The organism is Microbacterium sp. LMI12-1-1.1, assembly GCF_040676455.1.
In the GTDB taxonomy this organism is placed as follows: domain Bacteria; phylum Actinomycetota; class Actinomycetes; order Actinomycetales; family Microbacteriaceae; genus Microbacterium.
On sequence record NZ_JBEGIA010000016.1, the window covers coordinates 237725 to 249988 of the forward strand.

At 71.7% G+C, this 12264-nt stretch carries 13 protein-coding genes; 7 read left to right on the forward strand and 6 right to left on the reverse strand.

The window, feature by feature from the left end; genetic code table 11:
• The first annotated feature begins 280 nt into the window (after positions 1–280).
• From MRBLMI12_RS19205 to MRBLMI12_RS19220, 4 genes are all read left to right on the forward strand, one after another.
• A complete protein-coding gene (locus MRBLMI12_RS19205) occupies positions 281–1069 on the forward strand; it encodes an ABC transporter ATP-binding protein (protein WP_363357819.1) in 789 nt (262 codons plus the stop codon).
• Complete coding sequence (locus MRBLMI12_RS19210) at positions 1066–1863, forward strand: ATP-binding cassette domain-containing protein (protein ID WP_363357820.1); 798 nt, start codon at positions 1066–1068, stop codon at positions 1861–1863. Before MRBLMI12_RS19205 ends, MRBLMI12_RS19210 begins: the two co-directional genes overlap by 4 nt.
• Before the next feature lie 100 nt (positions 1864–1963).
• Positions 1964–3034, forward strand: a complete 1071-nt coding sequence (locus tag MRBLMI12_RS19215; RefSeq protein WP_363357821.1) for a M4 family metallopeptidase — start codon at positions 1964–1966, stop codon at positions 3032–3034.
• The gene (locus MRBLMI12_RS19220; RefSeq protein ID WP_363357822.1) at positions 3012–3554 is read left to right on the forward strand and encodes a hypothetical protein; all 543 of its coding nucleotides are present in this window, start codon (positions 3012–3014) and stop codon (positions 3552–3554) included. Before MRBLMI12_RS19215 ends, MRBLMI12_RS19220 begins: the two co-directional genes overlap by 23 nt.
• Positions 3555–3557: 3 nt before the next feature.
• Here the strand turns inward: MRBLMI12_RS19220 and MRBLMI12_RS19225 are convergent, their stop codons facing one another.
• Genes MRBLMI12_RS19225 through MRBLMI12_RS19240 form a run of 4 tightly spaced genes read right to left on the reverse strand, consistent with a single transcriptional unit; the run spans position 3558 to position 6574 of the window.
• On the reverse strand, positions 3558–4169 hold the full coding sequence (locus tag MRBLMI12_RS19225) for a GNAT family N-acetyltransferase (RefSeq protein ID WP_363357823.1): 612 nt from the start codon (positions 4167–4169) through the stop codon (positions 3558–3560).
• Between the two features lie 34 nt (positions 4170–4203).
• Positions 4204–4896 (reverse strand): uracil-DNA glycosylase, encoded by a 693-nt coding sequence (locus tag MRBLMI12_RS19230; RefSeq protein ID WP_363357824.1) that lies wholly within the window; start codon positions 4894–4896, stop codon positions 4204–4206.
• A complete protein-coding gene (locus tag MRBLMI12_RS19235) occupies positions 4896–5789 on the reverse strand; it encodes a metal-dependent hydrolase (RefSeq protein WP_363357825.1) in 894 nt (297 codons plus the stop codon). Before MRBLMI12_RS19235 ends, MRBLMI12_RS19230 begins: the two co-directional genes overlap by 1 nt.
• The gene (locus MRBLMI12_RS19240) at positions 5786–6574 is read right to left on the reverse strand and encodes an SDR family oxidoreductase (RefSeq protein WP_363357826.1); all 789 of its coding nucleotides are present in this window, start codon (positions 6572–6574) and stop codon (positions 5786–5788) included. Before MRBLMI12_RS19240 ends, MRBLMI12_RS19235 begins: the two co-directional genes overlap by 4 nt.
• A 242-nt stretch (positions 6575–6816) precedes the next feature.
• Between MRBLMI12_RS19240 and MRBLMI12_RS19245 the strand changes: the two genes are divergently transcribed.
• Positions 6817–8139 (forward strand): bifunctional o-acetylhomoserine/o-acetylserine sulfhydrylase, encoded by a 1323-nt coding sequence (locus tag MRBLMI12_RS19245; RefSeq protein ID WP_363357827.1) that lies wholly within the window; start codon positions 6817–6819, stop codon positions 8137–8139.
• Positions 8140–8191: 52 nt separating this feature from the next.
• On the opposite strand, the gene MRBLMI12_RS19250 is transcribed toward MRBLMI12_RS19245, so the two are convergent.
• Positions 8192–8437 carry a hypothetical protein gene (locus MRBLMI12_RS19250; protein ID WP_363357828.1) on the reverse strand — a complete coding sequence of 82 codons (246 nt, stop codon included), beginning with the start codon at positions 8435–8437 and terminating at the stop codon, positions 8192–8194.
• A 101-nt stretch (positions 8438–8538) separates the two neighbouring features.
• On the opposite strand from MRBLMI12_RS19250, the gene metX reads away from it, so the two are divergent.
• On the forward strand, positions 8539–9744 hold the full coding sequence (metX, locus tag MRBLMI12_RS19255) for a homoserine O-acetyltransferase MetX (protein WP_363357829.1): 1206 nt from the start codon (positions 8539–8541) through the stop codon (positions 9742–9744).
• A 69-nt stretch (positions 9745–9813) separates the two neighbouring features.
• Positions 9814–11469, forward strand: a complete 1656-nt coding sequence (locus MRBLMI12_RS19260) for a peroxidase family protein (RefSeq protein WP_363357830.1) — start codon at positions 9814–9816, stop codon at positions 11467–11469.
• A 7-nt stretch (positions 11470–11476) separates the two neighbouring features.
• On the opposite strand, the gene MRBLMI12_RS19265 is transcribed toward MRBLMI12_RS19260, so the two are convergent.
• A complete protein-coding gene (locus tag MRBLMI12_RS19265; RefSeq protein ID WP_363357831.1) occupies positions 11477–12232 on the reverse strand; it encodes an NUDIX hydrolase in 756 nt (251 codons plus the stop codon).
• Positions 12233–12264: the final 32 nt, after the last annotated feature.

Below are 12264 nucleotides of genomic sequence, written 5' to 3' on the forward strand. Positions count from 1 at the left end.
ATGCTTCCGCGGTTCGGCACCCGTCGATGCTGCCCCGTTCCTGAGTTGGGAACAGGATCGGGAGGGCAGGAGGGTGGCACCGTGAGCCGGCGAGTCCCCGAGGTGGTGTCATGAGCCTCACCCACGTTCCCAACTCAGGATCCGCGCATCCGCGCCGCGGTCCCGTCCGCATGATTCCGCGATTCGGCGCCCGTCGATGCTGCCTCGTTCCTGAGTTGGGAACAGGATCGGGCGGGCGGGAGGGTGGCACCGTGAGCCTGCACATCCCCGAGGTGGTGTCATGAGCCTCGAGGTGGACGACCTCACCATCGAGATCGGCGGCCGCCGCGTCGTCGACGGCGTCTCGTTCGCCGTTGCCGACGGCGCCCGCGTCGGCCTGATCGGCGAGTCGGGGTCGGGCAAGTCCCTGACCGCCCTCGCCATCCTGGGGCTCCTGCCCGACGGCGCGACCGCCGGGGGCAGCGTGCGCTGGAACGGCCACGAGATCCTCGGCCTCGCCGACGGCGAGCTCGCTCAACTCCGGGGCGACGAGATCGGCATCGTGTTCCAGGAACCGCGGACCGCCCTCAACCCCATCCGCACCGTCGGCAGGCAGATCGCCGAGTCGATCCGCATCCACGAGGGGCTGTCGAAGCGGGATGCCGCGGCCCGCGCCGTCGCGGAGGCGTCCCGTGTCGCCCTCCCCGACCCCGACCGCATCGTAGCCCGCTATCCGCACCAGCTGTCGGGCGGCCAGCGGCAGCGCGTGGCCATCGCGATGGCTCTCGCCTGCCGCCCGCGGCTGCTCATCGCCGACGAGCCGACGACGGCGCTGGACGTCACCATCCAGGCCGAGATCCTCGACCTCCTGCTGTCGCTCGCGCGCGACGACGGCATGTCGCTCGTCTTCATCACCCACGACCTCGCGGTGCTGTCGCAGATCGCCACGCACGGCGTGGTGCTCGAGCACGGGCGCGTGGTCGAGCAGGCGCCGGTGGCGCAGCTGCTCTCCGCACCGGCGTCCGCCGTCACCCAGGAGCTGCTCCGCGACGCGACCGCCACGCTGTGGCGGCCGGGAGGTGCCGAGTGAGCGTGCTGATCCGCGGTCGGGGCCTCGGGCGCCGGTACCCCACCCCGAAGACGCGCCTGTTCGAGCCGCGCAGCTTCACGACCGGACTCGAGGATGCCGACATCGACGTGCGCGAGGGCTCGTCGGTCGGCCTCATCGGCGAATCGGGCTCGGGCAAGTCGACCCTCGTGCGGCTGCTGCTGGCCCTCGACAGGCCCTCTGCCGGCACCGTCGAGTTCGACGGACGCCCCGTCGACGCCCGCGCATCGGCGCGGTCCCTGCACTGGCTGCGCCGGCAGACCGGGATCGTCTTCCAGGACCCCTACGCGTCGCTCGACCCCCGCATGAGCGTGGGCCGCATCGTCGGGGAGCCGCTGTGGGCGCTCGGGATCGACGGCGACCGCCGGGCGCGCGTGCGCGAGGTGCTCGACGACGTCGGACTCGAGGCCGGGATGGCCGACCGGTTCCCTCACGAGTTCTCGGGCGGGCAGCGGCAGCGCATCGCCCTGGCCCGCGCGATCGTGCATCGCCCGCGCCTGCTCGTCGGCGACGAGCCGCTCTCGGCGCTCGACGTCACCGTCCGCGCCCAGATCCTCGAGCTGCTGGGCGAGCTGCGCGTCCGTGACGGGCTCACGCTGCTGCTCGTCTCTCACGACATCGGCGTGGTGCAGAACCTGTGCGACGAGGTCGTCGTCATGAAGGACGGCCGCATCGTCGAGGAAGGGCCTACCGAGAAGGTGCTGCTGCAGCCCCAGGTGGCGTACACGCGGCGGCTGCTGGCGTCCATCCCCGTCATCGACGCCGACGCCTCGTGATGCGTCCGGGCAGGACCATCGACGCCGACGCCTCGTGATGCGTCCAGCCCGGGTCGGCGGGGCGGGCGCCGGCGTCGGCGGCCGCCGATAGGTTCGGATCATGGCCCCCGGAATCGTTCCGCCGTACCTGCTCGCCCGTATCGCCGCCGTGCAGGAAGAGGGCTGGGCGCGCGCCGCCGAGGCGGCCCGCTCGACGCTCGCCGCGCCGCGCGAGTATCGCCCGGTGAGGTCGCGGCTGCGACTGTCGATCCAGGAGCCCGGCACCCTCGTCGCCGAGGCCACGCCGGCTCCCGACCGCGAGATCTCCGACGCCCGGCAGCGCGAGGTCCTGCCCGGCGTGCGCGTGCGCGGCGAGGACGACCCCGCCACCGGCGACTCCGCCGTCGACGAGGCGTTCGACGGGCTCGGGGCGACCTACGACTTCTGGTGGGACGCGTTCGCCCGCGACAGCATCGACGGCTCGGGCAGCTCGCTGCTGGCGACGGTCCACTACGGCCGCGACTACGACAACGCGTTCTGGAACGGCGAGCGCATGGTTTTCGGCGACGGCGACGGCGAGGTGTTCCGCGGCTTCACCGGGTCTCTCAGCGTCATCGCACACGAACTCGCGCACGGCGTGGTCGAGGACGAGGGCGGGCTCCTCTACCGCGGGCAGTCGGGTGCGCTCAACGAGTCCATCGCCGACGTGTTCGGCGCGCTCGCCGAGCAGCACCGCAACGGGCAGACGGCCGACGAGGCGAGCTGGCTCATCGGCGAGGGCATCTTCACGGATGCCGTGCAGGGGCGCGCGCTGCGGTCCCTCGCCGCTCCCGGCACCGCGTACGACGACGACGTGCTCGGGAAGGACCCGCAGCCGGCGCACATGCGCGACTACGTCGACACCCGCGACGACAACGGCGGCGTGCACATCAACTCCGGCATCCCGAACCACGCGTTCTACCTCGTCGCGACTGCGCTGGGCGGCCACGCCTGGGAGAAGGCGGGTCTCATCTGGTACCGCACGCTCACCTCAGGAACGGTGCCGTCGACGGCGGACTTCACGACGTTCGCCCGCGCCACCCTCGCCGCGGCGGCTGCGGAGTACGGTGAGAAGTCGGAGGAGGTCGATGCCGTCCGCGCCGGGTGGACGGGCGTCGGCGTGATCCCGGATGACCCAGAACCCGACGCCTGAGACCACCGGATCGACCGAGCCGCGGCCCGCGGTCGAGGTCGACGTCGCGCGCACCGGCGGTATCGCCGGCATCACCCGCCGCTGGTCGGCCCAGCCGCCCGAGACCGAGGCGCCCGAGTGGATCTCCCTGATCGACCGCTGCCCGTGGAACGAGGCGCATCCGCCAGCCGACGCCACCGGAGCGGACGTTCCGGACGATGCGGACACCGCCGTCGCCCCGGACACCGCCGTCGCGGAGCGGATCGGCCCGGACGGCCGGGACGCCCCGGACGCCGCCGTCGCGCAGCGGATCGGGGTGCCGGTCTCCCCCCACGACGCGCAGGCGGCGCCTGCCGAACCCCGCAGTCCGATGCCCGACAGCTTCGTGTGGTTCATCCGGGCGAGCTGGTCGGGGACGGATCCGCGCGAGGCGGAGCTGTACGACGACGAGGTCGTCGGCGCCTGGCGCGAACTCGTCGACGCCGTGCGCGAGTGGAGTCGCAGCGGCGCGTCCGCGGGGCCCGAGCGACCGGGCCGGTGACGCTCAGCGGGTGAAGATGCCCTTCTTCTTCACCGGGGTGAGGGCCTTCTGCATGTAGATGGTCCCGAGCCACCGCCCGAACTTGAACCCCACGCGGCCCATGCGGCCGACCTCGACGAAGCCGAGCTTCTCGTGCAGGGCGATCGAGCCTTCGGCGCCCTTGTCGCTGATCACCGCGACCATCTGGCGGATGCCGACCGCTTCGCTCGCCTCGATCAGCGCCTCGAGCAGTGCCTTGCCCAGGCCCTTCCCGGTCGCCGCCTGCCCGAGGTAGATCGAGTTCTCGACCGAGTACCGGTACGCCGACTTGCTCGACATCGGCTGCACCAGCGCATACCCGAGGATCTGCCCCGACGGCGACTCGGCGACGAGGAACGGAAGGCCCTGCTTGGCCAGGCCGTCGCGCTTCTTGCGCCACTTTCCGACAGACCAGGTGTCTTCGTCGAAGGTCACCACGGAGTTGGTGACGTAGTAGTTGTAGATCTCGCGGATGTCGGGCATGTCGCGGTCCTCGACGGGCCGGATCGTGAACGAGAAGGGACGCTCGGGCTCGGGCTGGCGCTGCAGATGCCGCGGCAGGCGACGCCGATCCTTCTCGTATTCCTCCTCGAGCATGAGCTCCTCCTCGATGTCCGGTGTGCGGGGCGCCCTAAGCGGGAAGCCGCCAGTCGACGGGGGCCGCACCCTGCTGCGCGAGCAGTTCGTTGGCGCGCGAGAACGGCCGCGACCCGAAGAAGCCCCGGCTGGCCGACAGGGGCGACGGATGGGGCGACTCGATGATGGGCGTCGCTCCGAGCAGCGGCCGCAGGTTCGCGGCATCCCGCCCCCAGAGGATCGCCACGAGCGGCTGGTCGCGGGCGACGAGGGTGCGGATGGCGTGCTCGGTTACCTTCTCCCACCCCCAGCCTCGATGGGATGCCGGAGCCCCGGGCGCGACGGTCAGCACGCGGTTGAGCAGCATGACGCCCTGGCCGCTCCACGCGGACAGGTCGCCGTGCGGGGCGCGCGGGATGCCGAGATCGGCCTCGAGCTCCTGGTAGATGTTGGCGAGGCTCCGCGGCAGCGGCCGGACGTGCGCGTCGACGGCGAACGACAGTCCGATCGGATGCCCCGGCGTCGGGTACGGGTCCTGCCCGACGATGAGCACCTTCACCTCGGGCAGCGGGCGCTGGAACGCGCGCAGCACCCGGTCCCCGGCCGGCAGGTAGTGGCGGCCCTCGGCGACCTCGGCCCGGAGCCGGTCGCCCAGCGCGGCGATGTCGGGCGCCACCGGAGCGAGTGCCGTCGACCAGTCGGGGTCGATGAGGCCCGCGTCGGCGAGCTCAGGCAGCGTCAGTGGCATCACGGCGCCTCGGCCCTCGTCGCCGTCGTCGTCATGACGAGCTCGACGCCGCCCTCGACCGTCGTCGCCGCGAACGAGACCGTCGCCGCCGAGAGCTCGTGGAGCGAGGTGACGTGGGTGCCGCCGCAGGGGATGCGCGCAGAGGCGCCGGGCAGCTCGCACACCCACGTGCGGCGGTCGGCCAGGGCAGCGCCGTCGCGCTCGACGCGCACGGCGCCGCCGGCCGCGAGCCAGTCCGCCAGCTGTGCGTCGACGCGCGCGGTGAGCGCGTCGAGATCGGCGAGCGCCTCCGGATCGAACCCCTTGCGACGCAGCGACTTGCCGATGCGGTAGACGTCCACCGAGCCGTCGCCGACGATGCGCGACTCCTGGATCGCGAGCGCATCGAAGGCGGGTGCACCGAGCGCATCGGCCGGGGCCTCCTTCCGCCAGGCGTCCGCCAGCGCCGCATCGAGGGCGAGCGAGGCGAGGTGGCACGCGGTGTGCCCGGCCGAGAGCGCGGCGCGGTAGCCGGCGTCCACCGTCACGTCGACGACGTCGCCCTCGGCGACAGGCGCATCTCCGTCGATCAGGTGCGCCACGACGAAGGTCCACCCCTCGGTGCCGGTGCGCACCGGCACCTCTGCGCCGAGCAGGAGCCGGTCGGCGGGTGCCGCGTCCACCGGGAGAGCGCCCACCACCGCGTCGATGACCGCGAGGTCGGCACCGGCGACGCGGAGCGTGCCGCGATCGGCGGGCTGGTCGGGCCACGCAGTGTCGACCGGATGGAAGGCGGTCTCGTCGAGGACGACGGCCCGGCGGCCGTCGCCGGCATCGGCGACGTGCACCACGGTGCTGCGCGAGGCGGTCGCGCCTGCCGGATAGCTGACGGCGGTGCCGATGGTGGGGATCACAGCTCCCCCGTGCCGCGAGGGCGCAACGGGCCGCGGGCGAGCAGGAACTGCGCCGACTGCGCGACCGGACGCATGGTGATGAGGTCGAGGTTGACGTGCCCGGGCGCGTTGAGCGCGTAGGCGATCACGTCGGCGACGTCGTCGGCGGTCAGCGGATTCGCGACGCCGTCGTACACGCGCTCGGCGGCCGCACTGTCGCCACCGAGGCGGTTGAGCGTGAACTCGGGCGTGTGCACCATGCCGGGCGCGACCTCTACGACGCGGATCGGCTCGCCGTTGAGCTCGAGGCGGAGCGCGTGCGCCAGCATGGCCTCGCCCGCCTTGGCGGCGTTGTAGCCGGCGCCGCCGGCGTACGCGGTCTGCGCGGCGGTCGAGGTGACGAAGAGGGTGTCGGCGTGACCGTCGGATGCCGCGGCCCGCCGCAACTGCGGAAGGAGCGTCGAGACCAGCCGCTGCGCCGAGAGCACGTTGGCCTCGAACATCCACTGCCAGTCCTCGACACGGCCGTCCTCGACGCGATCGGTGCCGCGTGCGCCGCCGGCCACGTGCACGAGGGCGTGCAGCGGACCCGTCTCGGCGAGGAATGTGGCGAGCGCCTCCACGTCGGCGTCGGAGGTCAGGTCTGCCGCGAACGCGCCCGCACCGGTCTCGGCCTCGAGCGCCGCGAGCCGATCGGCGCGTCGCGCCACGCCGACCACGTCCCAGCCGGTCGCGCGCAGTGCCCGCACCGCCGACTCACCGATCCCCGAGCTCGCGCCGGTCACCACTGCACGTCTGTTCGCCATGCCTCCACGCTACCCACCCGCGTGCCCGCCCCCACACTCGTTCACTTGCGCTGTCTGTACGTGACACGCCGTGAGCTTCGTACATCCAGCGCAAGTGAACGGGGAACCCGGGGAACCGCGGCGCGGGAAGCGAGGAGGTTACGTCACATTTCCCGTGGGTTGTTGACAACGCGGGGCGGTCCGTACTGTCGAACCCGGCTGGGGGCGCCTGCTCCCGGCATCCGATCCCGCAGGAGCAAGCCATGTCCGCACCCGAGAACTGGCGTTTCGAGACCAAGCAGATCCACTCGGGGGCCCAGCCCGATCCGGTGACGAAGGCTCGCGCGACGCCGATCTACCAGACCACGTCGTACGTCTTCGACAACGCCGACCACGCGGCGAACCTCTTCGCGCTCGCGGAGTTCGGCAACATCTACACGCGCATCCAGAACCCGACGCAGGCTGTCGTCGAGGAGCGCCTCGCCGCACTCGAAGGCGGCACCGGTGCGCTGCTTCTTGCGAGCGGCCAGGCCGCCGCCACCTCCGCCGTCCTCAACATCGCGGAGTCCGGCGATCACATCGTGTCGTCGAGCTCGATCTACGGCGGCACGTACAACCTCTTCAAGTACACGCTGGCGAAGCTCGGCATCGAGACGACGTTCGTCGAGAACCAGGACGACCCCGAGGAGTGGAGCCGCGCCGTCCGGCCGAACACCAAGCTCTTCTTCGCCGAGACCATCGGCAACCCGAAGATCAACGTGCTCGACATCCGCGCCGTCGCCGACGTCGCGCACGTGAACGGCGTGCCGCTCATCGTCGACAACACGATCGCCACCCCGTACCTCATCAAGCCGTTCGAGCACGGCGCCGACATCATCGTCCACTCCGCGACGAAGTTCCTCGGCGGCCACGGCACCACCATCGGCGGCGTGATCGTCGACGGCGGCACGTTCAAGTGGTCGAAGAACGTCGAGAAGTTCCCCGGCCTCACGGTTCCCGACCCGTCGTACCACGGCGCGTCGTACACCGCGGCGGTCGGCGACGGCCTCGCTTACATCATCAAGGCGCGCGTGCAGCTGCTGCGCGACCTCGGTGCCGCGATCTCGCCGAACAGCGCGTGGCTGCTCATCCAGGGCATCGAGACGCTGTCACTGCGCGTCGAGCGCCACGTGCAGAACGCGCAGGAGATCGCCGAGTGGCTCGAGAACCACGCCGACGTCGCGTCGGTCAACTACTCGGGCCTGCCGACCTCGCCGTGGTACGCCGCCGCCAACAACTACGCCCCCAAGGGCGTCGGGGCTGTCCTGTCGTTCGAGCTCAAGGGCGGTGTCGAGGCGGGCCGTGAGTTCGTGAACTCGCTGACGCTCTTCAGCCACCTCGCGAACATCGGCGACGTGCGCTCGCTCGTGATCCACCCCGCGTCGACGACGCACTCGCAGCTCACGCCCGAGCAGCAGCTCACGACCGGTGTCACCCCGGGCCTCGTGCGCCTCTCGGTCGGGCTCGAGAACATCGACGACCTCAAGGCCGACCTCGAGCAGGCGCTCGCGGCGGCCCGGCGCGTGTCGGAGGCCGCTCGCGCCTGATCCCCTCCTCAGGTGCCTCGGCCCGGCGCACTGCGCCGGGCCGAGGCATTCGTCATTCGCCGTCGTCGGAGGCCAGGTCGGCGGACAGCTGCTCGGCGGTGAGATGCGCACCCGGGACAGGACGGGGCAGCGTCGGCGCTGCGGCGTCGGTGTGCCACGGCTGCGCCTGCGGATCTGCGTCCCCGCCCGTGTCCTCGGGGTCGAAGAGCACGTCGGCGTCGTGATCGACGTCGTGCTCCTCCGGCGGAGTGGACGGCGGAGGCTCGTGGGCGGGCATGAAGGGTTCAGCGCTGGACATGCGCGCATCATGCCACGCGCGGGTGCACGGCCGATATACCGCGCCGCGCCGGCACCCGTAACAGACCGCGTGCGACCGCACCGGCACGCGAGAATGGACGAATGGACTGGCAGACCTCCGAAGACACGGTGCCGAGCGCGCCGGTGACGGAGGCCGACGCCCGGCTGCTGCTGGGGCGACCGCCGGCGACCGGCGCGTGGCGTGACGGCGACCCCGTCGGCGACCGCCACTTCGCCGCCTTCGGCTCGTTCCGCACCGAGGGCGGTCGCGAGCTTCCCGCCTACCGCCTCGCCTACGAGACGTGGGGCGAACTCAACGCCGCGCGCGACAACGCCGTGCTGGTGCTGCACGCCCTCACCGGCGACAGCCACCTGCGCGGACCGGCCGGCGCGGGGCATCCGACCTCCGGCTGGTGGGACGACATCGTCGGCCCCGGCGCCCCCATCGACACCGACCGCTGGTTCGTCATCGCACCGAACATGCTCGGCGGCTGCCAGGGCTCGACGGGTCCGGCATCCATCGGCCCGGACGGCTACGAGTGGGCCTCGCGATTCCCGTACCTCACGATCCGCGACCAGGTCGCGGCGCAGGTGCGCCTCGCCGACGCGCTCGGCATCGACGTCTGGGCGGCCGTCGTCGGCGGGTCCATGGGCGGCATGCACGCGCTCGAGTGGGCGGTGATGCTGCCCGATCGCGTGGCACGCGTCGGCATCCTGTCGTCGCCGCCGGTCAACACCGCCGACCAGATCGCGCTCAACTCGGTGCAGCAGGAGGCCATCCGCATCGACCCGCGCTTCCAGGGCGGCGAGTACTACGACGCGGGCGACGGCGACGGCCCCAACCGCGGACTCGCGCTCGCCCGCCGCATGGCCCTCCTGAACTACCGCTCCCCCACCGAGCTCAATCAGCGGTTCCAGCGCAGCTGGCAGTCCGGCGTGAGCCCGCTCGGCCACGACGGACGCTTCGCCGTCGAGTCGTACCTCGATTTCCACGGCAACAAGTTCACGCGGCGCTTCGACGCGAACTCGTACATCACGCTCGTCGAGGCGATGAACTCCCACGACGTCGGCCGCGACCGCGGCGGGGTCGAGGACGCCCTCGCCCTCGTCACCGCCACAGCGCTCGTGCTCGGCATCGACAGCGACCGGCTGTTCCCGATCGACGGGCAGCACCGCATCGCGCGCGGCATCCGCCGCACCCTCGACGGCGACCGCGCCGTCGTGCTCTCGAGCGACTTCGGCCACGATGGCTTCCTCATCGAGACGCACGCGGTCGGTGCGCACCTGCGGCGACTGCTCGAGTCCTGATTCGCACCGTCGGCGTATCACCGCTGTAGGTGTCCCCCTCCCACTGGGCAATGTCCCAAGGAGGGAATCATGAGCACTGAGACCAGACCGGGTGCCGAGTCGCCCGAAGACGCATTCGCCGCGCAGCCCTTCCTGCGCGAGCAGCTGGGCCTGAACGGCACCCGCGAGAGGTCGCCCGGTGAGAAGCGGCAGGCGCCGCGGCTCCCCGTCGACATCCGGTCCTCACTGGAGGCGGTACGACCGGAGCACGGACGCTTCCACGGCGCCAAGTTCTCGCTCGGGTACTTTCCGGCGCACGACGTCTTCGCGTCGGACGCCGACAAGTTCGGGTACCTGACGAAGGCCAAGGTGCGCGCGGCCAGCCGGCTGCCGCTCGACGACGCGACGCGAGACCTGCTGAGCCAGCTCGGCAACCTCATGGCCAACAGCGGCCGCGAGACCGCGGCCGACTCGGCGACGCCGGCCGGCTACACCTACGTCGGGCAGTTCGTCGACCACGACATCACCCTCGACGTGTCCTCGGCGCTCGATTCACCGGCGCTCGTCGACGCGACGATCATCAACAACATGCGCTCGCCGATGCTCGATCTCGACAGCGTCTACGGCAGGGGTCCGGCGGTGGACGCGTTCCTCTACGCCGCGCCCGCACCGGGAGAACCGGCATCCGCGTTCCGCATGCTGCTCGGCACCAACCTTCCCAGCGGTCTCGGGGGCGCCGGCGGCGCCGCGGGCGGCGGCGGAATGGTGGCGCACACCGATTTCGACGTTCCGCGCACCTCGGCGCTCACGGCGATCATCGGCGACCCGCGCAACAACGAGAACCTCATCGTGTCGCAGCTGCACCACGCGATGCTGCGCTTGCACAACGCCATCGTCGACCAGCTGATCGCGTCGGGCTTCACCGGCGACATCTTCGTCGAGGCGAAGCGACAGGCGACGCTGCACTATCAGTGGGCGGTCCTGCACGACTTCCTGCCGCGCATCTGCGGTCAGGCAGCGGTCGACGACGCGCTGGCGAACGTGAAGGCGAAGCCGAACAGCAGGTTCCAGATGCCGGTGGAGTTCTCGGTCGCCGCCTACCGGTTCGGGCACAGCATGATCCGCGACGAGTACTGGCTCAACTTCGAGCTGCGCAACAAGCCGATGTCGGACGTCTTCGCCTTCATCCACGAACCGCACCTGCCGGTGCGCTCGAACTGGGTCGTCGACTTCAACGCGTTCTTCGAGACCGGCTTCGCCGTCCCCGTGTTCAACAGCGCACGCAAGATCGACAGCGTGCTGGCGAGCGCGCTCGAGGACCTCGACGGGTCGGGCACCAACGCGCTCATGAGCATCCTCGCGACGCGCAACCTGCTGCGCGGCCTCGTCCTCGGCCTGCCGAGCGGACAGGCGACGGCGGCGGCGCTCGGCGTGCCCGTGCTCACCGCCGCCCAGCTCACCGACGGTCTTCCCGCCGACGAGATCGCGGTCCTCGAGCAGCAGAACGGCCTCCTCCTCGAGAAGACGCCGCTCTGGTACTACGTGCTGCGCGAGGCGATGGTGACGACTGCCGGAGAGCACCTCGGACCGCTCGGGGCGAAGATCGTGGCCGATACGTTCGTCACGCTGCTGCGCCGGGACGCGCTGTCGATGCTGAACGTCTCGTTCATCCCGACGCTCGGGGCAGCCCCCGGCGCGTTCACGTTCGCGGACGTGGTGCGCGTCGCCGATGTGATCGGCGCCTGAGGCCGGCTCAGCCCGTGCGCTCGTAGCGCCACGGGAGAGCGCCGATCTCCAGGCGATGACGGGATCCGGATGCCGCGGCTGCGGCATCCGGATCCCATTCGTCGTCGCCCCGCCAGACCAGCATCGGTCCGTCGCCGCCCCGGCGTGCCACCGTCTCGAAGTGGTGCACGCCGCCCAGTCGCGCGGCGCCGATGACGGACGCGGCGTCGGCGTGGCCGGCCAGGCCGTGCAGCGTCACCCAGGTCGGCGGGTACAGCGTGAACTCCCCGCGGCCATGCCGGGCCAGCGCGTCGGCCGGACGCAGCCACTCGGCCGCGACCGCCTCGTCGGCCGAGAGCGCGAGCACGCCCGCGGCAGCCGGTGCGACGAAGAACCACGTGCGGATCCGCAGCGCGAGTCCGGGCGGCGGGTCCCAGCACGACAGGGTCACGAGGGCGTCCGGATCGAGAGCGAGCGCCGTCTCCTCACGCGTCTCGCGCACGCCCGCAGTGCGGGCGACCTCTTCCTCCGGCTCGTCGGCGGCGCGGCGGTCTGCGGCCTCGAGCTTGCCGCCCGGGAACACCCACGCGCCGGCGAACGAGCCGCGGTCGGGCCGCTCGATCATCAGTGCCTCGAGCCCGTCGGCTGTGTCGCGCAGGAGGACGACGGTCGCCGCCACGGGGACCGACGGGTCCGTGGCGTCCTCGGGACGACGACTCCGCGCGCCGCCGATCGAGTCGCTCAGCGCCTGCAGCGCACGGTCGGCGGGCGTGGGCTCCGGCATCCGCTCACTCTACCCAGCGCCCGAACCGCGTC

Bases quoted from the DNA above. Each gene is read 5' to 3' on its own strand.
- MRBLMI12_RS19240 (WP_363357826.1), bottom strand. From the start codon at position 6,574: ATGGCGAACAGACGTGCAGTGGTGACCGGCGCGAGCTCGGGGATCGGT.
- MRBLMI12_RS19225 (WP_363357823.1), bottom strand. From the start codon at position 4,169: ATGCTCGAGGAGGAATACGAGAAGGATCGGCGTCGCCTGCCGCGGCAT.
- MRBLMI12_RS19250 (WP_363357828.1), bottom strand. From the start codon at position 8,437: ATGTCCAGCGCTGAACCCTTCATGCCCGCCCACGAGCCTCCGCCGTCC.
- MRBLMI12_RS19220 (WP_363357822.1), top strand. From the start codon at position 3,012: ATGACCCAGAACCCGACGCCTGAGACCACCGGATCGACCGAGCCGCGG.
- MRBLMI12_RS19245 (WP_363357827.1), top strand. From the start codon at position 6,817: ATGTCCGCACCCGAGAACTGGCGTTTCGAGACCAAGCAGATCCACTCG.
- metX (WP_363357829.1), top strand. From the start codon at position 8,539: ATGGACTGGCAGACCTCCGAAGACACGGTGCCGAGCGCGCCGGTGACG.
- MRBLMI12_RS19215 (WP_363357821.1), top strand. From the start codon at position 1,964: ATGGCCCCCGGAATCGTTCCGCCGTACCTGCTCGCCCGTATCGCCGCC.
- MRBLMI12_RS19205 (WP_363357819.1), top strand. From the start codon at position 281: ATGAGCCTCGAGGTGGACGACCTCACCATCGAGATCGGCGGCCGCCGC.
- MRBLMI12_RS19260 (WP_363357830.1), top strand. From the start codon at position 9,814: ATGAGCACTGAGACCAGACCGGGTGCCGAGTCGCCCGAAGACGCATTC.
- MRBLMI12_RS19265 (WP_363357831.1), bottom strand. From the start codon at position 12,232: ATGCCGGAGCCCACGCCCGCCGACCGTGCGCTGCAGGCGCTGAGCGAC.
- MRBLMI12_RS19230 (WP_363357824.1), bottom strand. From the start codon at position 4,896: ATGCCACTGACGCTGCCTGAGCTCGCCGACGCGGGCCTCATCGACCCC.